Source organism: Pseudomonas fluorescens (genome assembly GCF_000802965.1).
GTDB lineage: Bacteria > Pseudomonadota > Gammaproteobacteria > Pseudomonadales > Pseudomonadaceae > Aquipseudomonas > Aquipseudomonas fluorescens_A.
In genome coordinates, this window is record NZ_JSAK01000031.1 from 159,583 (window position 1) to 182,202 (window position 22,620).

At 59.8% G+C, this 22,620-nt stretch carries 19 protein-coding genes; 6 read left to right on the top strand and 13 right to left on the bottom strand.

Translation table 11 applies throughout. The features are described 5' to 3' along the window. The first annotated feature begins 178 nt into the window (after positions 1-178). Positions 179-748 carry a nucleotidyltransferase family protein gene (locus NL64_RS24040; protein ID WP_034150627.1) on the top strand — a complete coding sequence of 190 codons (570 nt, stop codon included), beginning with the start codon at positions 179-181 and terminating at the stop codon, positions 746-748. A gap of 56 nt (positions 749-804) precedes the next feature. On the opposite strand, the gene NL64_RS24045 is transcribed toward NL64_RS24040, so the two are convergent. From NL64_RS24045 to NL64_RS24060, 4 genes are all read right to left on the bottom strand, one after another. Continuing rightward, complete coding sequence (locus NL64_RS24045) at positions 805-1,983, bottom strand: cystathionine gamma-synthase (RefSeq protein ID WP_034150558.1); 1,179 nt, start codon at positions 1,981-1,983, stop codon at positions 805-807. Next, a complete protein-coding gene (locus tag NL64_RS24050) occupies positions 1,980-3,356 on the bottom strand; it encodes a pyridoxal-phosphate dependent enzyme (protein WP_034150559.1) in 1,377 nt (458 codons plus the stop codon). Before NL64_RS24050 ends, NL64_RS24045 begins: the two co-directional genes overlap by 4 nt. A 291-nt stretch (positions 3,357-3,647) precedes the next feature. Then, a complete protein-coding gene (locus tag NL64_RS24055; RefSeq protein WP_034150560.1) occupies positions 3,648-3,932 on the bottom strand; it encodes a hypothetical protein in 285 nt (94 codons plus the stop codon). 75 nt (positions 3,933-4,007) lie between these two features. Next, positions 4,008-4,667 (bottom strand): glutathione S-transferase family protein, encoded by a 660-nt coding sequence (locus NL64_RS24060; RefSeq protein WP_034150561.1) that lies wholly within the window; start codon positions 4,665-4,667, stop codon positions 4,008-4,010. A 346-nt stretch (positions 4,668-5,013) separates the two neighbouring features. On the opposite strand from NL64_RS24060, the gene NL64_RS24065 reads away from it, so the two are divergent. Beyond that, a complete protein-coding gene (locus tag NL64_RS24065; protein ID WP_034150562.1) occupies positions 5,014-6,339 on the top strand; it encodes an OprD family porin in 1,326 nt (441 codons plus the stop codon). A gap of 34 nt (positions 6,340-6,373) precedes the next feature. On the opposite strand, the gene NL64_RS24070 is transcribed toward NL64_RS24065, so the two are convergent. The 3 genes from NL64_RS24070 to NL64_RS24080 all read right to left on the bottom strand — a co-directional run bounded on the left by NL64_RS24070 (position 6,374) and on the right by NL64_RS24080 (position 10,242). Continuing rightward, a complete protein-coding gene (locus tag NL64_RS24070; protein WP_253277107.1) occupies positions 6,374-6,934 on the bottom strand; it encodes a hypothetical protein in 561 nt (186 codons plus the stop codon). Between the two features lie 143 nt (positions 6,935-7,077). Then, positions 7,078-8,790, bottom strand: a complete 1,713-nt coding sequence (locus NL64_RS24075; protein ID WP_034150628.1) for an amidase — start codon at positions 8,788-8,790, stop codon at positions 7,078-7,080. A 177-nt stretch (positions 8,791-8,967) separates the two neighbouring features. Further along, on the bottom strand, positions 8,968-10,242 hold the full coding sequence (locus NL64_RS24080) for a flavohemoglobin expression-modulating QEGLA motif protein (protein ID WP_034150564.1): 1,275 nt from the start codon (positions 10,240-10,242) through the stop codon (positions 8,968-8,970). Between the two features lie 144 nt (positions 10,243-10,386). On the opposite strand from NL64_RS24080, the gene NL64_RS24085 reads away from it, so the two are divergent. The 3 genes from NL64_RS24085 to NL64_RS24095 are packed head-to-tail and all read left to right on the top strand — an operon-like array spanning position 10,387 to position 13,741. Then, positions 10,387-11,049 (top strand): membrane protein, encoded by a 663-nt coding sequence (locus tag NL64_RS24085; RefSeq protein ID WP_034150565.1) that lies wholly within the window; start codon positions 10,387-10,389, stop codon positions 11,047-11,049. Between the two features lie 58 nt (positions 11,050-11,107). Next, positions 11,108-11,926, top strand: coding sequence for a polyphosphate kinase 2 (ppk2, locus tag NL64_RS24090; protein ID WP_034150566.1), 819 nt, complete (start codon positions 11,108-11,110; stop codon positions 11,924-11,926). Between the two features lie 51 nt (positions 11,927-11,977). Next, on the top strand, positions 11,978-13,741 hold the full coding sequence (locus NL64_RS24095; RefSeq protein WP_034150567.1) for a SulP family inorganic anion transporter: 1,764 nt from the start codon (positions 11,978-11,980) through the stop codon (positions 13,739-13,741). 9 nt (positions 13,742-13,750) lie between these two features. Here NL64_RS24095 and NL64_RS24100 read toward each other — a convergent pair whose 3' ends face one another. Beyond that, on the bottom strand, positions 13,751-15,463 hold the full coding sequence (locus tag NL64_RS24100) for a cation:proton antiporter (RefSeq protein ID WP_034150568.1): 1,713 nt from the start codon (positions 15,461-15,463) through the stop codon (positions 13,751-13,753). A 416-nt stretch (positions 15,464-15,879) separates the two neighbouring features. On the opposite strand from NL64_RS24100, the gene NL64_RS24105 reads away from it, so the two are divergent. Then, the gene (locus NL64_RS24105; protein ID WP_034150569.1) at positions 15,880-16,980 is read left to right on the top strand and encodes a polyamine ABC transporter substrate-binding protein; all 1,101 of its coding nucleotides are present in this window, start codon (positions 15,880-15,882) and stop codon (positions 16,978-16,980) included. Positions 16,981-17,379: 399 nt separating this feature from the next. Here NL64_RS24105 and NL64_RS24110 read toward each other — a convergent pair whose 3' ends face one another. The 5 genes from NL64_RS24110 to NL64_RS24130 form a co-directional block, all read right to left on the bottom strand. Next, entirely contained in the window at positions 17,380-19,821 is a 2,442-nt protein-coding gene (locus NL64_RS24110; protein ID WP_034150570.1) for a TonB-dependent siderophore receptor, read from the bottom strand. A gap of 90 nt (positions 19,822-19,911) precedes the next feature. Then, a complete protein-coding gene (locus NL64_RS24115; RefSeq protein ID WP_034150571.1) occupies positions 19,912-20,889 on the bottom strand; it encodes a FecR domain-containing protein in 978 nt (325 codons plus the stop codon). Continuing rightward, positions 20,886-21,392, bottom strand: coding sequence for a sigma-70 family RNA polymerase sigma factor (locus NL64_RS24120; RefSeq protein ID WP_034150572.1), 507 nt, complete (start codon positions 21,390-21,392; stop codon positions 20,886-20,888). The genes NL64_RS24115 and NL64_RS24120 overlap by 4 nt, the downstream gene beginning before the upstream one ends. Before the next feature lie 111 nt (positions 21,393-21,503). Further along, positions 21,504-21,962, bottom strand: coding sequence for a MarR family winged helix-turn-helix transcriptional regulator (locus tag NL64_RS24125; protein WP_034150573.1), 459 nt, complete (start codon positions 21,960-21,962; stop codon positions 21,504-21,506). A 148-nt stretch (positions 21,963-22,110) separates the two neighbouring features. After that, positions 22,111-22,563 carry an Ohr family peroxiredoxin gene (locus NL64_RS24130; RefSeq protein WP_034150629.1) on the bottom strand — a complete coding sequence of 151 codons (453 nt, stop codon included), beginning with the start codon at positions 22,561-22,563 and terminating at the stop codon, positions 22,111-22,113. Between the last annotated feature and the right edge of the window lie 57 nt (positions 22,564-22,620).

Sequence of the window (22,620 nt, forward strand, 5' to 3'; positions counted from 1 at the left end):
CGCAGTCGCAACAGCGCTTGCACCGCACCTTCAAACTGTAGGAGGCCTTATGGGCAAGATGGCGATTTTTCTGGGTGGCTTTCTGGTGCTGACTATTTTGATCGGGGTGCTTGCGACCATTTCGCCGACCTGAGGTATTGTCAGTCCTTTGGATCAGATCGATTACAAAGGGACGAACATGACATTGACCGTCGAAGACCTGGTCAGCATCGCAATGAACAACCCGGTAAACGCGGAGATCGCCAAACGCTTGCCATCACTGGGTTTGAATCAATGTTTGCTCACCGCCGGGTGCCTGTTCCAGGCCGTGTGGAATCATCAGTCGAACCTGCCACCCGCGTGGGGCGTGAAGGATTACGACGTTTTTTACTTCGATGAAGATCTGTCCCGGGAGGCTGAGAATGATGTCATCCAGACAGCCCAGCGTTTGTTCAAGGACCTCGATGTGAACGTCGAGATCAAGAACCAGGCACGCGTACACCTGTGGTACGGCCAGCGGTTCGGCGGTGTCTATCCTCAGCTACAGTCGGCCAGGGACGGGATTGATCGCTACCTGATTGCGGGTACGTGCATCGGGCTGGATGTCGTCACCGGCGAAATCTATGCCCCCAATGGACTGGCTGACACAGAGCTGGGGGTCTTGCGCATCAACTCGAAGAATCCCAAGCCAGACTTGTTCGAACAGAAGGCGAAAAGTTATCAGGCGCGATGGCCGTGGCTCAGGATCGTTGATCCCGCGGTTTCATAACCAAACCCGTTAAAGCAAAAGTGGCCCCTCATACCGGGCCACTTTTCTCTCCATGCCTAAATCCGCGCCAGCGCCTGGGCCAGATCCGCCCGCAGGTCTTCGACGTCCTCAACCCCCACCGACAATCGCACCAGCGCATCGCCGATGCCCAGTTGTGCGCGGGTTTCTACGGGGATGGTGGCGTGGGTCATGATTGCGGGATGTTCGATCAGGCTTTCCACGCCGCCGAGGCTTTCGGCCAGGGCGAAGATTTTCACGTTTTCGAGGAAACGCCGGGAACCCGCCAGATCGGTGTTCAGATCGACGGAAATCATCCCGCCGAATCCGCGCATTTGCTGCCGCGCCAGTTCGTGCTGCGGGTGCGAAGGCAGGCCCGGATAATAGACATGCGCCACTTGCGGCTGACGCTCCAGCCATTGCGCCAGGTCCAGCGCGTTGCTGCAGTGTCGCTCCATGCGCAGCGCCAGGGTCTTCACCCCGCGCAGGGTGAGAAAGGCGTCGAATGGCCCGGCGATGGCGCCCACAGCGTTTTGCAGAAAGCCCAAGCGTTCGGCCAGTTGCGCATTTTGTCCGACCACGGCGATGCCGCCGATCACGTCGGAGTGGCCGTTCAGGTATTTGGTCGTCGAGTGCAGCACGATGTCGAAGCCTAGCTCCAGCGGGCGCTGAATATAGGGGCTGGCGAAGGTGTTGTCGGCCACGCAGATGATGCCGCGTGAACGGCAGATGCGGGCGATGGCGGCGAGGTCCGTGAGGCTCAGCAAGGGGTTGCTCGGTGTCTCCACCATCACCATGCGCGTGTCGTCCTGCAGTGCTGCTTCGAAGGCCGCCAGGTCGGTCAGGTCGACAAAGCTGAAGCGATGCCCGGCGCTGCGTTGACGCACTTTGTCGAAGAGACGGAACGTGCCGCCGTATAGATCATTGCCCGAGACGATGTGCGAACCCGCATCGAGTAATTCCAGTACGGTGGAAATCGTCGCCAGCCCGGAGGCAAAGGCAAAGCCTTGGGTCCCGCCCTCGAGGTCCGCCACGCAACGCTCCAGCGCAAACCGCGTCGGGTTGTGCGAGCGCCCGTAGTCAAAACCTTTGTGCACGCCGGGGCTCTGCTGCAAATACGTGGAGTTGGCATAGATCGGCGGCATCAGCGCCCCGGTGGTGGGGTCCGGCGTCTGGCCGGCGTGGATCACGCGAGTGGCGAAACCGCGCGGCTCGGCGTTTTTGTCGTGCTGACTCATGCAAGGGATCTCCGTAGGTGATTGAGCATGTCGACCCGGGTAATCAGGCCGTGGAAGCCCGAGGCGTCAGCGATGATCGCCACCAGCCCGCGATCAAGCTCGGCTTGCAGTTCGGCCAGGCTGGCGTCAGGTGGCAGGGTTTGCAGTTTGTCGGTCATCGCACTGGCCACCGTCTGCCGAAAATGCGAAGCGTCCTGATGTACGCGCAGCAAAATATCGGACTCGTCGATGACGCCGATCAGGCGCTTGCCGTCCACCAGCACCGGCAATTGCGATACATCCGCCAGGCGCATGCGCTGGAACGCGGTGAGCAAGGTGTCGTCCGGGCCTGCGCTGATCACCCGGCCATCTTCGAAGCGTCGCGCGATCAGGTCGCGAAGATCGCCGTAGCGCTTGATTTGCAGCAGGCCCTGATCATTCATCCATTGGTCGTTGTAGACCTTCGACAGGTAACGGGTGCCGGTGTCGCAGACGAAGCTGACCACACGTTTTGGCTCGGTCTGCTCGCGGCAATAGCGCAGCGCCGCGGCCAAAAGGGTACCGGTCGAAGAGCCGCCGAGAATGCCTTCGGCGCGCAGTAATTGGCGGGCATGATCGAAGCTTTCTTCGTCGCTGATCGAATAGGCGTGGCCCACGCTGGAGAGGTCGGCAATCGATGGAATGAAGTCCTCGCCAATGCCTTCCACCGCCCAGGAACCGGGCGTGCCGAGGGTGCCGCTGCGGCTGTACTCGGCCATCACCGAACCCACCGGGTCGGCCAGCACCATCGTCAGGTTGGGCTGCACCCGTTTAAAGAAACGGGTCAACCCGGTCAGCGTACCCGCGGAGCCGACGCCCACGACGATGGCATCCAAATCATGCTGGGTCTGCGCCCAAATCTCCGGCGCGGTGCTGCACTCGTGGGCCAGCGGGTTGGCCGGGTTGTTGAATTGATCGGCGAAGAAGGCGTCGGGAATTTCCTCTGCCAGCCGCGCCGCCACATCCTGGTAGTAGTCGTGATGGCCCTTGCCGACATCGGAGCGGGTGATGTGCACTTCGGCGCCCATGGCCTTCAGGTGCAAGACCTTCTCGGTGGACATCTTGTCCGGCACCACCAGCACCACCCGGTACCCCTTGGCGCGGCCGACCAGCGCCAGGCCAAGACCGGTATTGCCGGCAGTCGCTTCGACGATGGTGCCACCGGGTTTGAGGCGACCATCGCGCTCGGCGGCGTCAATCATCGCCAGTCCGATGCGGTCCTTGATCGAGCCGCCGGGGTTTTGCGATTCAAGCTTGAGAAACAGTGTGCACGGGCCGGTATCGAAGCGGCTGACACGCACCAGTGGCGTGTTGCCAATCAGTTCGAGTACGGCAGGGCGGGAGTCGTTTGGCATGTCATCACCTCCTGTGGAAATCCACTGGAAAGACAGAAACCAGCGGCGGGTCATCGCGCCATTTGCGGTAAATCGTGGTTGGGACCATAGGCCCGGATTGCCTCCACCGCAATCGGTCGCAGCTCCCCGGTAGCATAGTCGCCCAACGCAAAAGCACCCCCGACTTTGGGGAATTGCCCTTTATTTGGTTGGCAATTTGGGGGAGTCAATTGATGGGATATTCGAATTTTGGTTGGGCGTTTGAGCTGAGAAAACACTTTTAAAGCCATCCATAGCTTCATGATTTTCCGGCTATAAGGTTGCCGTAATCATGGCCAGGTTGACGTTCTGCATAAGCTCCGTGATCGTCGCCAGACTGCCCAATTGCATGGCCGCCATGATCATGGCCTGGCTAGGCGCGAGCGCCAGCGCGGCCAGCAGCTCGATCTCCGGTACGACCTTCTCTACGACACCGATCACCGCGAACGTTGATGCCATGAGCAAGGCTACCGCTGCCGCTGCGGATACCGCCGCCATGATGATCGCGACTGCCACAAACGCAGTGATGAACACTGCCACCATCGCTTGTCCCGCCATGACCGCCTCCGCTGCCGATTGCGCCATTGCTTATAAACAGCCAAAGCAAGGCACGGGCCAACAGACCATCGGCGGTTAGCGGAATCGCTGTGGGATCGCCTCGGCGAACGGGTAAAGGGCAAAGTAGGGTCGGGCTTCGTCGAGGACCCGCTGGAAGGAGGGACGGTTCGTCAGCCGCTCGAAATAGCTGCTCAAGCCTCCGCACGACTCGGGAAACGGCACCAATGTGCTGGCATAAAACAAGGCCGGGGCAGCGGCGCAATCGGCCATGCTGAAGTCCTCGCTGGCTACCCAGGTTCGGCCCGCCAATTGGCGGTCCAACATGCCGTACGCGGTCGTCAGCGCCGTGCGTTCTTTCGTCAGGTCACCGTGGGTGGCATACAGGCGATCGGCAACGATCTGTTGCATCGGCACCTGGACGTGCAGATCGAAGAATCGATCCCACAAACGCACCTCCAGCGCGCTATCCCCATCGGTGGGAACCAAAAGGTGCTGGCCAGCAAATCGATCCAGATACTCAATGATGACACTCGACTCCGGCACGTTGCGATCGCGGGCGTGGTCGCGGATGACCGGGAATTTGCACAATGGCCATAACGCCTGGAGTTCCGTTCTGTCCGCCTCGTTGGAGAGGTCGATGATTCGCCTTTCAAATTCAATCCCGTGTTCGTAGAGCGCGACAAGCACCTTGTGGCAGAACGACGAAAGCGGGTGGTAATAGAGAGTCAGTGGCATCTTCAAACTCCTGCTAACAGGGCAACCGATGCAGTATCGGTCATCACTCGAAATCGCGCCCATGATGGCGCCCGACTGGCGACGAACAGCGCCAGCGTGATGAAAAACCACCTACGCGATTTTCAAATAGGGCAACCGCCCATACCTCTGCACGACAAACCTTATCCCTCTACGAAAACTACTTTCACCTCGTTTGATAATCGCCCCTCGAAATGTTTTAAGAGTTTCACAAATTTTCGATGTGACCCTCTGGACACGATCCGTTGAGCGCCTGCGTTGGGCGCCGATGGCCTGCGCAATGGCGGCGAAACATCCAAAACAATAAGAAACCTTCCAGGAGCCCCGTATGTTCAAACGCGCAATCCCCACCTTATTCCTTATCGCCACCGGCTCGACCTGCGCACAAGCGGCAGACACCGGTGCGCACGGTTTTCTGGAAGACAGTAAAGCCACGCTCTCGATGCGGACCTTGTATTTCAACAGCGATAACCGCGACGGCAGCGCGGACCCGTCAAAAACCGAGGAGACGGCACAGGGTTTCGTGCTGCGCTACGAATCGGGATTTACCCAAGGGACCGTCGGTTTCGGGCTTGATGCCCAAGCGTTGCTTGGCGTGACCTTGGACAGCGGTGGCGGCCGGCATGTCGGTAGCGGCATGATTCCTTCGGACGGTGACGGTGCGGCTGAATCGTGGAGCAGCTTCGGCCCGACCGCGAAGATGCGCCTGGCAAAAACCGAGCTGCGCTACGGCACGCTGCTGCCAAAGTTGCCGATCCTGATCTCGAACGATGCCCGCGTGTTGCCGCAGTCATTTACCGGCACCCAGATCACTTCGAAAGACATCGAAGGTCTGACCCTGACCAGTGGATTGCTCGAGCACGCGGTGGGGCGCGCTTCGACGGACCGTACCGGCCTGTCAGTCGCCGGCGGCACTCAGGACAGCAACAAGTTTTACTTCGCCGGGGGTGACTACGAGGTCACCAAGGCCATGAAGGCGCAGTATTACTTTGCGCAGCTTGAGGATTTCTACAACCAGAACTTCCTCGGTCTGACCCACATTCTGCCAATCGACGGTGGCAGTACGATCACGACTGACCTGCGCTACTTCCGCACCACGTCGAGCGGCGCCAACAGTACCGCCGCAGGCCGGGCCCAGGGTTATCGCGTTTCGGGTTACACCGAGGACAACAACGGCGAAATCGACAACAGCACCTGGGCTGCGATGATCACCTATGCCAATGGCGGGCACGCGGTGACGCTGGGGCATCAGCGCGTCAGTGATGGCAGCAACTTCGTCCAGCCCAACCAGGGCAACCTGCCGGACAAAGGGGCGGGCGGCGGTAGCGTCTATCTGCCTACGGATCGCATGATCCAGAACTTTGCCCGTGCGGGGGAACAAACCAGTTTTGGTCAGTACGCCTACGACTTTGCGCCATTGGGCGTGCCGGGTTTGAAAGCTTCAATCGTTTATCTGAAGGGGACGGACATCAAGGTCCACAACGCCGGTGACCAGTCGGAGTGGGAGCGCGATATGGTCCTGGACTACGTGATTCAGTCGGGTACGTTCAAGAATGTGGCGTTCTCCCTGCGCAACGGCCAGTCAAACACCGATGCGGGGCGGGATGTTGATCAAAGCCGCTTCATCATCAACTACACGCTTTCACTGCTGTAATCACGGCTTGAAACCGTCCAGCCTTTGAACTCGTTCAATGCATCAGGTAGCCGAAGTAAACGAAGGCCACAGCCGCCGCAATGCCAAATGTAAACAATGCCTTTGCCGTTGAATTGCGCGCTGACAGTGTTTCGTCGAATCGCTGTAAGCGCGGATCGGGAAGCTCAGTTCGGTCTTCGTAGGCGTGCATGATTGCCCGGTAGGTGTATCGCAGGGCAATCAACAACAGCAGGGCGATCAGGCCGAGGACCAACCCGCGAGTGATAGCCGGTTTGATCAAAGGCGGGGAGTGTTCATCTTCACAGGCGACACTGTCGAGTTGCGCGATGGTGATTCGCCCGAATTCCGTGGCAGGCAGTTTTTCGCCGTTCTGAAGTTTCGCCTGCTGTGCCATATCGAATGCCTGATACTGCCAAAGCGTTGTCGATCCTTCCCGGCAGTAGGTGAACCTGTCAGGGCTTGGAGCGGCGACCATACAAGCATCTTCGATACCCCGTTTTTTCAGGGTTTCAATCGCTGACCTGGTGAAGTCGAGTTCGAGAACCGGAATGACCCCGCTGGCAGTCGCCACTGCCGATACCAGCAAGCTGCCCATCGCGCACACCGTTGTTATTTTCAAGGTTGGGTTTCCTTGTTTTTATTAGATTTGTGAGTACGGCTGCCATTCCATTCTGATCATCAAGTCTCTTATCGCATGGCGGGACTGGCGCGAGTTGTGCCCCAGTCCCGCCATTTCTACTATTTGCCCGCTATGAGCGACGGCGTGCGCGGCGGGATCATTCGCTTGCTCCCGGTGGATTCAAACGCCGCGGCAAAACGCAGCAAGGCCGAATCATCATAGGCACGACCGGCGAACGTCAGGCCAACAGGCATGCCGATGTCCGGCATGATCCCCATCGGCACGGTGACCGTCGGAACCCCCAAATGCCGGATGGCGAGGTTGCCGTTGGCGACCCAGACGCCATTGCTCCAGGCGATGTCCGCAGACTTCGGGTCGACATCGGCATTGGCCGGCGCAACGTCGGCGACTGTCGGGAACAGCACGGCATCGAGCCCTAGCCGATCCATCCACTCTTCAAGGTCGATTTTCCGGGTCTTTTCAAGGCCCCGCAGCCCGTCAGGCACCGTGGTGATCTGGTCCCAAGGGGTAATGCCGCGCTCGGCCATCTTCACGTATTCGTCCATGCCCGCGGCGAGGTCGCCTTCACGGTTGGGCAGCGTTCCGGGGTCGTGGGGGAAAATCAGCGGGCCGTCGACATCCACCAGACGATTCAACTTCGGATCGCCATTGGCCTGAAGGAAATCATCGAACGCCCAGGCTGTCAGGTCCCACAACTCGTGGTGCAGGAACTCTTTCGACACGATCCCGCGATTGAATACGGTCGGCGCACCAGGGCGATCACCTTCGCAATTGGACACCAGCGGGAAATCCACCTCGATCACTTCGGCGCCGGAGCCTTCGAGGGCCTTGCGTGCTGCTTGCCAAAGTCCGATCACCGAATCACGGGTGATGATTTTCTGCCCGGTCGGGCCACCGATTCCCGGCTCATCGCTGGTCCCGGCTTCGGCGTCGGCGTTGATGTACATACGCGGAACGCCGAAACGCTTGCCCGCGAGTGAATCGGCCTTCGCCACAAGCTCCAGATAAGAAGCAGGACGCACCGAGGCGACACTCGGAATCGGCACCCAGGGTTGCAGGCGCCACAGATCACCACGGGTGTCAGGATCTTCCGCAACCACCACGTCGAGCACTTCAAGCAGGTCTGCCATGGTTCTGGCGAACGGCACCACCACGTCCATGGTCGGCGTCAGCGGCCAGTTGCCGCGCACCGAAATCACGCCGCGCGAAGGCGTATAGGCACATAAACCATTGTTCGAGGCCGGGCCGCGACCGCTGGACCAGGTTTCTTCGGCAAGCCCGAATGCCGCGAAACTGGCGGCCGTGGCAGTCCCGGCGCCATTCGACGAACCCGAGGCGAAAGGGGCGGTGAGATATCCGGCGTTGTAAGGGCTTTCGGCACGGCCATAGACACCGCGCTGCATGCCCCCATTCGCCATGGGCGGCATGTTGGTCTTGCCCAGGCAGATGGCACCCGCGGCGCGCAGCCGTTCGATGGTGAAAGCATCGCGATAGGCAACCAGGTCCTTGAAGGCCGGGCTACCCGAAGCGGCGGTAAGCCCCTTCACCAGATAGCTGTCCTTGGCCGTGTAGGGAATGCCATCGAGCGGGCCTAGGGTTTCACCTTTGGCCCGACGGGCGTCGGACGCTTGAGCTTCGTTGAGCGCATCGGGGTTGCGCACCACCACTGCATTAAGCGCGGTGCGCGTATCGGCGCCGTCGTAGGCATCGATCCGGGCGAGATAAGCCTGGACCAGTTCAACCGCAGTGGTCTGACCGGATTCGAGCGCAGCACGCAGCTGGGCAATGGAAACCTCGGTAACCTCGATCATGCTGCCACCCACGGTTGCTGATCGGCGACGCAGCGAGTGTCTTCTTCACGCTGGATCCGGGGCACGGTGGCATCACATCTTTGAAAATGGGTGTTCATATCGGTTCTCGTTGCACTGCTGTTACGCGACAGTCTGGGTCAAAAGTTAGCGGTGTATTTTGCATCAAGTCGCAAGCGTTTAGGCACTGGCATCGGCTTCATGCTCGTCGGCGAATTCCATGAGCACCTCCAGGTCGAGTACATCCAGCTTGATCCGCGAAATAAAGGCAGAGAAGGCCAGGTTTGCGGCGAGCAGACGCAGATCGGAGGCCCAGGCCGGGAGATGGTGCGGCCCCTGCAACCAGCCGGACTCGAACAGCGGGGCCAGGCGCACGGTGTCACCCAGGCTCAGGCGCCCGGCAAACAGATAGCCCACCAGTTCCGGTCGATTGTCACGGATCGCGATGCGCAGCAGCGTGTGCACGCCCAGCAAACCGGTGAGGTAGGCGGCGTCCTTGGTGAACGCCGATCCACCGCGCAGGTCGGCACCGCGGAACACCCGCTGGGTCGAGCGGAAGGACTCCTCTTGCGATTGACCCGCCGCGAGAAAACCTTCGAATACCTGAATGAAGTCGGCGCCATCCAGCGCCTGTTGCACAGCGAGCACGCGCAGGGCGAGGCGCCGCAGGCGGTTGATGTCCATGCTGCCGGTGAACAGCTCGGCGAGAGTGGCAATGCCTTCTTGAGTCTGGGTAGTTCGCGGCGCTCCCAGGCCGAGGCTTTTCAGGTTGGGTTGCAGTGCGCCGTTTTGTGCGGTGGCGACATGCACGAACGCTTCGTGTTGCAGCAACTGGTTTTTGTCCAGTTCCGAGAACAGGGCACTTGCCCGCAGACGAACGCGGCTCGACCCGGCAATGGCTTTGGCGGCCAGGGTTGGATCGAGTACGACGGTTATCTTGCCGGGGCCGAAGAAACGGTCCAGTTCCGGCTGCAACCAGGCAGCGAAGGTTTCGGCCGGAATGTCAGCCGGGCACGGAGGAATCCGCGCACCGCCCAAAAGGGCATCGGTGGTATCGAGGAAGAATCGGGCCGCGTCGAGCATGCTCAGGTTCAGGCGGTGGTAGTAGAAATCCGGGCGTCGATACAGCGCTGACGAATATTGGGTGAAGGCGGGCGTACCTATGGCGCCGAGCATGCGCCCGGCCGTGGCATAACTGCGCGCCGTCATCGCGAGGTGGCGCCCGGCTGGATGGCCCTCGTCGCAGCGGCTGATAAAGGTTTCGAGGGCGGCGATATCAGCGCTGTGATCGCGCGGGCGTAATTCGACTTTGGGCAGCTCGGCATGTCCGGCGCGCCAACTGGCCAAAAACCCTTCCTCGACCCCGTCCGGCCAGGCAAGCGCATCCAGCACGCGGATCTTGCGGGCCAGGCCGGGCAGGGCAGCATCGAGTTCGGAGAGGGGTGCGGCGCTCACATCAATCTCCCTGGTAAACGAGGTTCAATCGCAACAGCGTAGTCGTTATCCCGACGTTGCGGTGAAGGTCTGTTGGCCCGGAAGCGAAAAAAACTTTTCACACTACACTGGAGTGGATTGAGCTGCCGCGGCGAGGATGACTGCATGCAAAGAACGGGAGTACAGAAGCGGGCCCGGGTGCTTGATCCGGTGGACCGAGTAACAGAAGTGATCTTCGGCCTGCTGATGGCGATGACCTTCACGGGCACCATCAGCGTGGCGACATCGGGCCAGGAAGAGGAACGCACGATGATGATCGCCGCTCTGGGTTGCAACCTTGCCTGGGGGCTTGCCGATTCGGTGATGTACTTATTGCGAACCCTGATCGAACGCACGCGCAACCGCACGTTGCTCGGCATTTTGAGCGGCGGGGCCGACGCCGCCACCGGCCAGGCGCTCATCGCCGAGGCGCTGCCACCTCGTCTGATGGCTGCGGCGGGCACAGAAGAATTGGAATTGCTGCGTCAGCGCTTGATCAGTCATTCAGTCATGCCGGTTCCACCCAACCTCGGATGGGATGATTTCAAGGGCGCCATTGGTGTTTTCCTGTTGGTGGTGGCCTCGACATTCCCGCTGGTGGTGCCGTTTCTGCTGCTCGACGAGACGGGGCTCGCCGTACGCCTGTCTAACCTGATCGGTCTGGTAGTGCTGTTTATCGCCGGCTGGATACTCGCGCGATATGCCGGTGCAAAACCCTGGGTGGGCGGACTGGCAATGGCGGTCACCGGCGCTGTGCTGATCGTCGCAATCATCGCCCTCGGCGGTTGATTGGGCAGTAACCGACGCTGTTTAACTTTCGGTGTTTTGTATGGGTGAGGTGTAGTTCATGGCAAAGGATAAAAAAGCCCCGAAGCGTCAAGCGGCTGAAAGCCAGAAGCTGAAGAACAAGGATTACCTTGAGCAACTGCGCGTTCTGCACGTCGAACTGGTCAAGTTGCAGGAATGGGTCAAAGCCAAGGGCATCAAGATCTGCATCGTTTTCGAAGGGCGCGATGGCGCTGGCAAAGGCGGGACGATCAAGGCGCTCACTGAGCGGGTGAGCCCGCGTGTCTTTCGCGTGGTGGCGCTGCCGGCGCCGACGGATCGTGAGAAAAGCCAGATGTACGTCCAGCGTTACCTGCCGCATCTGCCGGCGGCAGGTGAGGTGGTGATCTTCGATCGCAGTTGGTACAACCGTGCGGGCGTTGAGCGGGTGATGGGGTTCTGCACTAAAGAACAGGTGGCCGGATTCCTGAAAACGGCACCCAATGTGGAGCGTGCAATCGTCGACTCGGGCGTCATCCTGCTCAAGTATTGGCTGGAAGTCAGCTCCGACGAGCAGACCCGGCGGCTGGAGGCACGCATCAAGGATGGACGCAAAATCTGGAAGCTGACCCCGATGGATCTGAAGTCCTACAGTCGTTGGTATGACTACTCCCGCGCACGTGATGACATGTTCCAGGCCACCGACACCGAGTACGCGCCATGGCTGGTGGCCAACTCGAACGACAAGCGTAGGGCGCGGCTGAACATCATTAGCGATATGCTCAGTCGCATTCCCTATGAGGATGTGCCGCGCGAAAAAATCATCCTGCCCAAGCGGCAGAAACCAAGCGGCTATCGCGAGCCGGACTATCCCATCAGGCGAATTCCCGAAAAATTCTGACGGGCACTTTCGTTGCAGCTCCCCGGCAATACCATCTCGGGCGATAGTCCTATGAGCGATTCAGATTCTTCGCCTCCCGTCCCGGAACCGGGGCGGATTGCCCATCGGGAATCGAGCGACAAGCAAACTGGCTGGGGCCGCTGGTTTCCCGGCCTTCGAGCGTTGCGCGAGTACAAACTGGCCTGGCTGCGTTACGACATCATGGCCGGTTTGGTTCTCACCACGATGCTGGTCCCTGTCGGTATCGCCTACGCCGTGGCATCGGGCGTACCCGGCATCTATGGGCTCTACGCGACCATCATTCCACTGCTCGCTTACGCATTGTTCGGACCCAGTCGAATTCTGGTGCTGGGGCCGGATTCATCGCTGGCAGCGGTCATTCTTGCGGTTGTCCTGCCGTTGTCGGGCGGTGACCCGCAACGCGCCGTTGCCCTGGCCGGCATGATGGCGATCGTGTCGGGCGCGGTGTGCATCCTGGCGGGGATAGCGCGCCTGGGCTTCATAACCGAGTTGCTGTCCAAACCGATCCGCTACGGTTACATGAACGGCATCGCCGTGACGGTGTTGATCAGCCAGTTGCCCAAGCTTTTCGGTTTTTCCATCGAGACCGATGGACCGTTTCGAAATCTGTGGTCCATCAGCACCTCGGTGCTGGATGGAAAGACCAACTGGGCGACGTTTACAATTGGCGCGGTCACTCTGGCGGTGATTCTGCTGCTCAAGAATTTCAAGCGTATCCCGAGCATCTTGATCGCCGTGGCAGGCGCGACTGTTGCCGTGGCGGTGCTGGACCTTGCCGAGCGTGCGGGTGTGTCGGTGCTCGGTTCGCTGCCACAAGGTTTGCCGGCGTTCGCGATTCCCTGGATCACTCGCGACGATATTGTCCCGGTGCTCATCGGTGGTTGCGCCGTGGCCCTGGTCTCATTCGCCGACACCAGCGTGCTCTCACGCGTTTACGCGGCGCGAACCCGTACCTACGTTGACCCGAATCAGGAGATGGCGGGGCTCGGTTTTGCCAATCTGGCGGCTGGGTTCTTCCAGGGTTTTCCAATCAGCAGCAGTTCTTCACGCACTCCAGTGGCCGAAGCGGCAGGCGCCAGGACTCAGTTGACCGGCGTAGTCGGCGCACTGGCGGTGGCCTTGCTGCTGATGGTGGCGCCGAATCTGTTGCAGGACCTGCCCAACAGCGCATTGGCGGCGGTGGTGATCGCGTCGGCCATCGGGTTGATTGAAGTTGACGACCTGAAGCGGATTTATCGAATCCAGCGCTGGGAGTTCTGGTTGTCGATCGCGTGCACCATTGGCGTCGCCGTACTGGGTGCGATTGAGGGCATCGGCCTGGCCATCGTGATCGCCGTCATCGAGTTTCTGTGGGATGGCTGGCGGCCGTATTCCGCGGTGCTGGGGCAAGCCGAGGGTGTCAGGGGCTATCACGACATCCGACGTTATCCCGATGCCAGCCTGATACCTGGCCTGGTGTTGTTTCGCTGGGACGCGCCGTTGTTTTTTGCCAACGCCGAGCTATTCAACGATCGGGTGCTGGACGCCGTGGCGGCTTCGCCTACACCCGTGCGCTGGCTGGTCGTGGCGGCGGAACCGGTAACCAGTGTCGACGTAACTTCTGCCGATATGTTGGCCGAGCTGGACGAAACCTTGCACGCGGCGGGTATCAAGTTGTGCGTGGCCGAGATGAAGGACCCGGTCAAGGACAAGCTCAAGCGCTTCGGGCTGTTCGCGCGGTTTGGCGAATCGGCGTTTTTTCCGACCATGGATGACGCTGTCACCCGCTATCTGGAGATTAATCCCGTGCAATGACGCCTGTAACTAAGCTTCGTCATCCTCGGCACCGGGATAGAAACCGTGGAGCAGGCGATAACGGTCACGCCGGACCTGGTCGACCCGTTCTTCTACCTGCTGCCCGGGATAGCCCAGCAGTACCAGCGCATGGGCGGCGAGCATCAGGCTGGACTCCAGCAATTCAGGCACGACTTCGCTGGCACCGGCGGCCTTCAACTCGGCGAAATCACTGTCGTCGCGAGTACGTACCAGAATGGGCACGCTCGGGTTCACCCGGCGTGCTTCCTTGAGTATCGCCAACGCAATAGACGTCTGCCCCACAGCTATCACGAGCAGTCTGGCGCGCTCCAATCCCACAGCGATCAGTAGTTCGCCGCGATGGGAATCGCCGTAGTGCACGCTGCTGTCCGCTTCGCTCGCTTCTTCTATTCGCACCGGGTCGTTGTCCAGGGCGATGTAGGACTGTTTGGCATTGCGCAGGACGCGTCCGATGGATTGGCCGACACGGCCATAACCGCAGATCACCACATGCCCTTGAACCTCGGCGTTGATTGCGCTGATTTCCTCGAGTTGCACTTCTTGATTGGGCTTGCGATGCAAGTACGCCGCAATGCGCGGGGCTGCGCGCAGCAGCGAGGGTGTCAAAAGCATGGAGCAGAAGGTCGCGGCCAGCAGCAGGCCGCCAAGCTCGGCGGGCATCAAGTTGCCGGCTTGCATCTGCGTCATCAGTGCAAAACAGAATTCGCCACCCTGCGCCAATGCCAGGCCACTGCGCCATGCGGTTTCGTTGTCACTGCCGCGCAGTTTGACCAGCCCCGCAACCACGGCACCTTTGATCAGCAGCAAGCCCAGGGTCAGGCCGAGAATCAACAGGCCATGGCTGGCAAACAAGCGTAGGTCGATCAACATGCCGATGCTGACGAAAAACACCCCGAGCAGGATGTCGCGAAAGGGCCGGATATCCGCTTCGATTTGATGCCGGTAGTGGCTCTCCCCAAGCAGCATCCCGGCGAGGAATGCGCCCAGGGCAGGGGACAGACCGAGCAGGTGAGTCAACCAGGCGGTCAACAGGACGATGGCCAGAGTGAGCAACACAAATAGCTCGGCGGAACGCGCCTTGGCGACTTCATGAAACAGATGGGGCAACAGCCAGCGACTGGTCAGTGACAGCCCGACGAACAACACCAGGGTCTTGCCCAGTGTCAGGGGCAGCGCCCAATACCAGGCCTGGTCGCTGGTGCCAGCGAACACGGGCACCAGCGTCAGCAGCAGCACGGCCACCACATCCTGGAACAGCAAAACGCCAATGGCGTTCTGGCCGTGGCTGCTGAAGATCTCGCCGAGGCTGGTCAGCTCCTTGCTGACAATCGCGGTGGAAGACAGTGCCAGACCGCCACCGAGCAAAAACGCCGGGGTCGCCGGCATGCCCATAAGCATCAATGCTGCGCCCAACAGTGCTCCGGACGTCACCACCTGAAGGGTGCCGAGACCGAAGACAACGCGACGCAGCGCGATCATTTTCGACAGGGAAAACTCCAGCCCCAGTGAAAACAATAAAAACACCACGCCCATTTCGGCTATGAGCGGCAATGCGTCGCTGTCGCTGACCCAATCGAACGCTTTCGGCCCAATGATCAATCCCACGCAGAGATAACCCAACACCGGTGGCAATCGCAGGCGCTGGAACAGAGCAATAACTACCAGGGAGGAAACAAAAATGATGAGCAGGGTCGCAAACATACCAACTCCAGCGGGCGTTCCAGGTTTGATCGGCTGCGGGGGCGCAATGGCTTACCCCGATCGAATATTGCAGTCCCCGGATAGAGCGCAGTTGCTTCAAATCAATCGCAGTCCGGTGCGGTCAGCGGTGAGTCTAGTCGCTCCTGTTCCTTCGACCCGTGATCTCCCGGATTTTTCCGCATGCACCTTCGTCATCCATCCGGACACGCAAAATGGCCATTACGATCTCCTTTTGGCCAACCCCACGCTATGAAGCGTCTAGGCTGTCAGCAAGAATCGGAAGCGGACGGCTGACTCACCCATGCTTTCCGAAACCATAACCAGAGTTTTTGTCTTCCTTGCCCTTGGCTTTTTTAAGGCCGCTTGCCGTGTACAGAACATAAAAAACCAACGAGCTGACATTGGGGAATTGATCCATGGACACTATGAAACGCATTCTGGGCGCCACGGTGTGTGGGCTGACGCTGCTGGCCAGCGCCGTACACGCCGAACAGCGCGAGTTGAGGGTGTACAACTGGGCGGACTACATCCTGCCGTCCGTGCCCAAGGACTTCGCCGAAAAGACCGGCATCAAAGTGACTTGGGACACCTTCGACACCAATGAGTCTCTGGAAGCCAAGCTGCTGACCGGTAACTCCGGGTATGACCTGGTGGTGCCGTCCAACCAGTTCATCGAAACCCAGATCAAGGCCGGCGTGTTCCAGAAACTCGACAAGTCCAAATTGCCCAACTGGAGCCATCAGGATCCGGCGCTGCTCAAGTTGCTGGACAAGAATGACCCCGGCAACCTCTACGGCGTGCCTTACATGTACGGCACCGTGCTGATCGGCTTTAACCCGGCCAAGGTCAAGGCTGCGCTCGGCGAGAATGCGCCGGTGGACAGCTGGGACCTGGTGTTCAAGCCGGAGAACATGGAAAAGCTGAAATCCTGTGGCGTGGCGATGCTCGACTCGCCATCGGAAATCCTGCCGCTGGCCCTGCATTACCTGGGGCTGGATCCGAACAGTCAGAACCCGGATGACTACGAAAAAGCCAAAACCTTGATGTTGAAGATTCGGCCTTACGTGACCTACTTCAACTCCGCCAAGTACATGACCGACATCGCCAACGGCGATATCTGCGTGGCCATCGGTTACTCCGGCAGCTTCTATCAATTCGGCAATCGCGCCAAAGAGGCGGGTAACGGCGTAGTCGTTGATTGGCGCTTGCCGAAGGAGGGTGCGCCGATCTGGTTTGATACCTTCGCCATTCCGAAAAGCGCGAAAAACGTCGAAGAGGCCCATGAGTTTCTCAACACCTTGCTCGACCCGAAAGTCATCGCGCCGATCAGCGACTTCCTCGGTTATCCGAATGCCAACAAGGATTCGTTACCGCTGATCAACAAGGAAATCACCGGCAACCCCAACCTGACGCCAACCGCCGAAGCCCTGAAAACCCTGTACGTCGTGCAACCGCTGCCGCAAAAGCTGGAGCGAGTGCGCACGCGGGTGTGGACCAGCATCAAGTCGGATAAATAAACCTGTAGGAGCCGGCTTGCTGGCGATCGCGTTTTGTCGGCGATACCTGTGTCGATGTCACTACCGCAATCGCCAGCAAGCCGGCTCCTACAATGGTTGTTCAGTGAACACAAAACTCACGAACGACGCATATCCCTGTAGGAGCTGCCGCAGGCTGCGATCTTTTGATCTTGATTTGCGGCGATCTCAAGTCCGCCGAAGATCAAAAGATCGCAGCCTGCGGCAGCTCCTACCGGGGGCGATGGTGCTTTGTCAGAACTGAGGCGTGAACTTAACGCTGTAGTTTCACGGACAACCTGTAGGAGCCGGCTTGCTGGCGATAGCTGTCGTGACAGCGACACAGGTATCGCCTGACAAAACGCAATCGCCAGCAAGCCGGCTCCTACAGTAAACGCGGTGTCAGAACTCCGGCGTGTACTTCACGCTGAACATCACGTTGCGCGGATCGCCGAAGTTGTTGTTGCCGCTGAGCTGGTTGTAGGCCGCCGTGTAGTAGTGTTTGTCGAACAGGTTGTTGGCGTTCACCGCCAGCCCGATTTCCGGCGTCAGCTGGTAGCCGACGCGGGCACTCCAGACGGTGTAGCCCGGTACGTCGTAGGTGTGTTCATAGCCCAAGGTATGGCTTTGGGTGGTGAAGCCCAGCCCGGTGCTGACACGGTTCCAGTCGCCGCTGAACTGGTAATCACCCCAGGCCCGCAGCATGTGCTTGGGCGTCCAGGTGCTGAAGACCTTGCCTTCGTTTTCCGGGTCGTCAAGGTACTTGGTGGTGTTGTAGGTGTAACCGGCAAACAGCTGCAAACCGGTGAGCACTTCGCCGCTGATTTCCGCGTCGACCCCCTGGCTACGCACTTTTCCCGCCGCTACCGAGCAGTACCAGCCGTCGCAGGCGAAGCCCGAAGACAGGTCGTTGAGCGCACGGTTTTCCTGGTCATAACGGAACACGGCCAGGGAAGTGTTGACGCGGCCATCCATCAGCTCGCCCTTGAGGCCGACTTCGTAGTTACTGCCGATCACCGGCTTGAGCATCGAGCCGCCGGCGTCGCGCACGGTCTGTGGTTCGAACACGTCGGTGTAGCTGGCATACACCGCCCATTCGCGGTTCAGGTCATAGATGATGCCGGCGTAAGGCGTGACTTCTCCGGATTCAGTAGCGGTGCTCTCCGGATTTTCGGTCACTACGTCGCTGAACGCGACCTGAGTCCATGACTTGTAGCTGTAGTCGTACCAGCTGACCCGCGAGCCCAGCACCAGGGTCAACGGATCGATCGGCTTGACCCGCCAGCTGCCGTACAACCCTTTTTGCCGAATGTCGTATTTGCTCGGTGTTGCACGACCGCCGGGGGTATTGAGCAAACCGTCGTAGCTGATTTCCGGGCGGTCGTGGTTGATGCCGAAAATCGTGTCAGTGCTGTTATTGAAGGTTCGGGCGAACTTGTCGTCCGAGGTGTACTTGGAGTAGTTACCGCCGATCATGACTTCGTGCTGCATGGACAAGGCGTCGAAGTGGCCGATGAGGTTCGTGTCCAGACCGAGCTTGGTCGCGTCGAAATCCGTCACGAAGTCAGCGTATTGCACGCCGCTGCCATCGGCCTCGAGGCCATCGCCGCTACTTTGCAGCCGCTGGTTCTTCGACTTGTTGTTTTCCGTCATGTGCACGGCGCCGACCTTGAAGGCCCAATCGTCGTTGAAGCGGTGCTCCAGATCGGTGTAGACGGTGGTGACATCGATGTCCGAATGGTTCCAGCGAGCGCCGGTGTAGGTGGAACGGGAGACGTCGAGCGGTTTGCCATCGGAGTAGCGTGGCAGGCCGCGGATCATCGGGCGCGACTCGCCATCGGAATAGCTGACGGCCACGCCGAGGGTGGTGTCCTCACGCACGTCGATGTCCAGCGCGCCGTACAGCGAGTGGGTCTTGCTCCATTCATAGTCGATGAAGGAATCACTCTGATCCTCGTCGGCCACGAAACGGCCACGCACGGTGCCGATCTGGTTCAGAGGCCCGCCAGCATCCAGTTGCAGGCCGTAGTGATCCCAGGAGCCGGCCTTGGCAGTGACCGTCACGGTGGGTGCAATCTGACCGCGCTTGCGCACCAGGTTGATGGCGCCGCCGGGGCTGCCGGTGCCTTGAAGCAAACCGGATGCGCCGCGCAGCACTTCCATACGGTCGAAGAAGATCAGGTCCTGGGTGGCCCAGTTACCCAGCGCATAGGTATTGCGTGGGATCGGCACGCCGTCGTACTGCCAGTCATCGATCTGGAAGCCGCGCGAGGTCAGGATCAAGCCCTTGCCCACGCCCTGAACGCCGACCAGACCAGTCGTTTTGTTCGCCGCGTCTTTGAGGTCGGTGAGATCCTGATCGTCCATTTGTTTGCGGGTCATCACAGTAACTGACTGCGGAATTTCCTTGAGGGTATGCGTGCCCTTGCCGATAGTCACCGCACGCGCGGCGTAGGATCCCGAGCCTTCGGTTGTGGCGTCGTTGCTGTTTTCGATGATGTTGGTCGCACCCAGTTGCAGGGTGGTGTCACTGGTCGCAGTCAGCTCGACGCTGAAGTTGCCCTGTTCGGTCACTCGCAACTGCAGGCCGCTGCCCGTTAGCGCCGTCTGCATGGCCTGTTCAGGCGACATCCGGCCGACGACGGCGGGTGCCTGCTTGCCCTGCACAAGGGCTGGCTCCAGCGAAATGATATGTCCGCTCTGGCTGGCAATGGCGTTCAGCGTACTGGCGAGCGGGCCGGCGGGCAGGTTGAAGGGCAGGGTTTGCGCCTGCGCCAGCGTTGAACCTGCCAGGCTTGCCAGGGCAACGGCGACGGAAAGTGAGTGGGACCACGGGTTGAACACAGCATTCTCCTGAAGGTGTAAGTGTCAGGAGATAGGTGGGATGAGAAATGAAAACCGGACACAAATAAGAGTCATTTTCAAAAAATATTTTTATAGAGGGGATTTTGCGCGGATCAACGTCAGCCACGGGCTGCAGTGATCCACCCGGATTGGCAGGGTTTCAGCCAGCGCGGCGAAGGTTCGGGCGGGGTCGTTCAGCGGGAATACACCCTGGACGCGCAAGTCGCGAACTTCGGGGGATACGCGGACAAAACCGCGACTGTAGGGACGCAGGGCATCGACGACTTTTTCCAGCGGCTCGTCCAGCACGTTCAGCCGCCCACTCAGCCAATCGGCGCGATAGCGTTGATCGCCGACCACCGGGTCGATCCGACGGGCGTAGAGCAGGGCAGACTCTCCCTCTTGCAAGTCACGCCGGGTGCCATCGAAGAGTTTGGCTTCGACGGAATGTTCCAGCACCACCACGCGACTGGCGTCTTGCTCTTGGGCGACCAGGAAACGCGTACCCAACGCACGTATTTCACCTTGGGCAGTGCGTACTCGCAGGGGACGCTTGGGATCGGATGCAACTTGAATGACCAGTTCACCGTGACGGAGGATGACCAGTCGTTGCTGGTCGTCGAATTGCAGGTCTACGGAACTGTCAGCATTGAGGCTCAAGCGGCTGCCATCGTCCAGACTGAAGTGTTCGCGCTGGCCCCGTCCGGTGTGCAGATCGGCGAGCAAGCTGTCGCCCAACGGGCTATGTGCTCCCAGCCATAAACCACCACCCAGCAGACCAAGACCGGCGATCACCCGTAGCGCATCACGCCGCGACGTCTGTGGTTGCAATAGAAGTTGGCGGGCATGTTCGGAGTGACCGGGCAAACGTCGGTCGAGGGCACGAACCGTGTTGAAGGACCCGCCAATGCGCTCCTGCAATCTTGCCCAGGCTTGAGCGTGCGCAGGGTCCTGACTCAACCAGGTGTTGAAACGTTCTTGCAGTGCAGGAGTGGGCGAACCGGCGCGCAGGCGCACCATCCAGTCAATGGCCTGCTCGCTGACAGGGTTCAGGCGCGGCTTGCTCATGGTGCCGACTCGCTCAGGTAGCACTGCAGCAACGCCTGTTTCATGTAGCGGCTGACAGTGCGTTCCGACAGGCTCAGTTTTTTCGCGATCGCCACGTAACTCATGCCGTCCAGCTGGCTGTAGAGGAAGGTCGCTTTAACCACCATCGGCAGGCCATCCAGCGCCCGGTCGATGGCGACCAGGGCTTCGATCAGTTGCAGCTGTTCTTCCGGGGAAGGCGCCAGTATCTCGGGCAGGGTGGACAGGCGTTCCAGATAGGCCAGTTCCAGTTTGCGCCGGCGATGCCGGTCAAAGATAAGCCGTCGGGCGATGGTCGAGAGATAGGCACGAGGTTGTTCGATGCTGTCGGGATCGACGCGGGCTACCAGCATCTGGCAGAACGTATCGGCGGCTGTGTCCTCGGCGTCCGCGTGATTGCGCAGCCGTCGCTGAATATGCTGCAGCAGCCAACGGTGGTGATCGCTGAAAAAGTAGCTCAGCTTGCTGGTCGAAGGAGGTTGCACCGGTCGTCATTCCGAATGGTAGTGTGAATCGTTCTCAATACTACCTTCGTGGGACGAGTGACCGCAATCGATGGCTTCGACGAGCAGGGATATGTTTTACCGCTTCAACGTTTACTTATCGTTATTGGTCGTGCGAATGAGGTTATTGCGCAGCGCCACGATTGCCTGCTGCATTTGCACGAAGTCGTCGGGATCCAGGCCTGTCTGCGGGAAGCCGTCTTCCGAGAGGCCTTCGCGCAGTTTTCGACCTTCTTTGGTCAGGCTGATGCGTACCTGGCGTTCGTCTTCCGGATCACGCTGGCGCAGCAGGTAACCCATCGCTTCGAGTTTCTTGAGAATCGGGGTGAGGGTGTTGGATTCAAGGAACAGCTTTTCCCCGAGGCTGCCGACCGTCTGGTTGTCTTGTTCCCACAGCGCCACGAGGGTGATGTATTGCGTGTAGGTCAAACCGAGCCGTTCGAGCATCGGCTTGTAGGCTTTACCGAACGCCAGGTTGGTGGAGTAGACCGCAAAACACAGGAAGTCGGAGAGCTTCAGGTCCAGGGCGGAGGTCTTGTCGGTGGTTTTCATGGGCGTTCTCTTTGATCAAGGACGGATGTCTTGCAAAGCTGAAACTATACGTCGTATGCGATGGTGTCGGAAGTGCTCCAATACCTCGTCCCACAAAGGCCGACGGCCGGTGCCGGGTATGACCCAGGCGAACCGGCCGCGCGGGGCGTTACGCGGTGATGACATTCAGGGCCACATCAATGTTGCCGCGGGTGGCCTTGGAGTACGGGCAGATGGAATCGGCGATGTGGGCCAGTTCGGTCGCGACATCCTGTGCCAGGCCCGGCGCGCGCAGGGTCAGGCGGGCTTGAAGGAAGTAGGCCGCTCCGGTCTGGCCGAGGTCCACTTCGATATCGACGGACAGGTCCGCCGGCAGCGCGATGTTGCGTTCGGCGGCCACAAGTCCTACCGCCGCGGTGTAGCAGGCCGACCAGGCGCCGGCAAACAGTTGCTCGGCTTTCGGGTGCGGCTGGGTGGCTGCGAAAACGTGCGCCGGTTGGGCACTGCCGGGCGAAGACAGGACGATGTCGAGGTTGCCGTTATGACCGCGCAACGTCTTGTCGGCGTTGCTGTGGGTGGTGTGGGTTTTGCCGGTGGCCAGTACTTTTTCGATCTTGCTCATGATGATTTCCTCGGATTCAAACAATTTGTAAGTCGCACGCGAATACATCGCATGCGA

Bases quoted from the DNA above. Each gene is read 5' to 3' on its own strand.
- NL64_RS24085 (WP_034150565.1), top strand. From the start codon at position 10,387: ATGCAAAGAACGGGAGTACAGAAGCGGGCCCGGGTGCTTGATCCGGTG.
- NL64_RS24115 (WP_034150571.1), bottom strand. From the start codon at position 20,889: ATGAGCAAGCCGCGCCTGAACCCTGTCAGCGAGCAGGCCATTGACTGG.
- NL64_RS24070 (WP_253277107.1), bottom strand. From the start codon at position 6,934: ATGGGCAGCTTGCTGGTATCGGCAGTGGCGACTGCCAGCGGGGTCATT.
- ppk2 (WP_034150566.1), top strand. From the start codon at position 11,108: ATGGCAAAGGATAAAAAAGCCCCGAAGCGTCAAGCGGCTGAAAGCCAG.
- NL64_RS24125 (WP_034150573.1), bottom strand. From the start codon at position 21,962: ATGAAAACCACCGACAAGACCTCCGCCCTGGACCTGAAGCTCTCCGAC.
- NL64_RS24040 (WP_034150627.1), top strand. From the start codon at position 179: ATGACATTGACCGTCGAAGACCTGGTCAGCATCGCAATGAACAACCCG.
- NL64_RS24050 (WP_034150559.1), bottom strand. From the start codon at position 3,356: ATGCCAAACGACTCCCGCCCTGCCGTACTCGAACTGATTGGCAACACG.
- NL64_RS24075 (WP_034150628.1), bottom strand. From the start codon at position 8,790: ATGATCGAGGTTACCGAGGTTTCCATTGCCCAGCTGCGTGCTGCGCTC.
- NL64_RS24095 (WP_034150567.1), top strand. From the start codon at position 11,978: ATGAGCGATTCAGATTCTTCGCCTCCCGTCCCGGAACCGGGGCGGATT.
- NL64_RS24055 (WP_034150560.1), bottom strand. From the start codon at position 3,932: ATGGCGGGACAAGCGATGGTGGCAGTGTTCATCACTGCGTTTGTGGCA.
- NL64_RS24130 (WP_034150629.1), bottom strand. From the start codon at position 22,563: ATGAGCAAGATCGAAAAAGTACTGGCCACCGGCAAAACCCACACCACC.
- NL64_RS24065 (WP_034150562.1), top strand. From the start codon at position 5,014: ATGTTCAAACGCGCAATCCCCACCTTATTCCTTATCGCCACCGGCTCG.
- NL64_RS24105 (WP_034150569.1), top strand. From the start codon at position 15,880: ATGGACACTATGAAACGCATTCTGGGCGCCACGGTGTGTGGGCTGACG.
- NL64_RS24060 (WP_034150561.1), bottom strand. From the start codon at position 4,667: ATGCCACTGACTCTCTATTACCACCCGCTTTCGTCGTTCTGCCACAAG.
- NL64_RS24045 (WP_034150558.1), bottom strand. From the start codon at position 1,983: ATGAGTCAGCACGACAAAAACGCCGAGCCGCGCGGTTTCGCCACTCGC.
- NL64_RS24100 (WP_034150568.1), bottom strand. From the start codon at position 15,463: ATGTTTGCGACCCTGCTCATCATTTTTGTTTCCTCCCTGGTAGTTATT.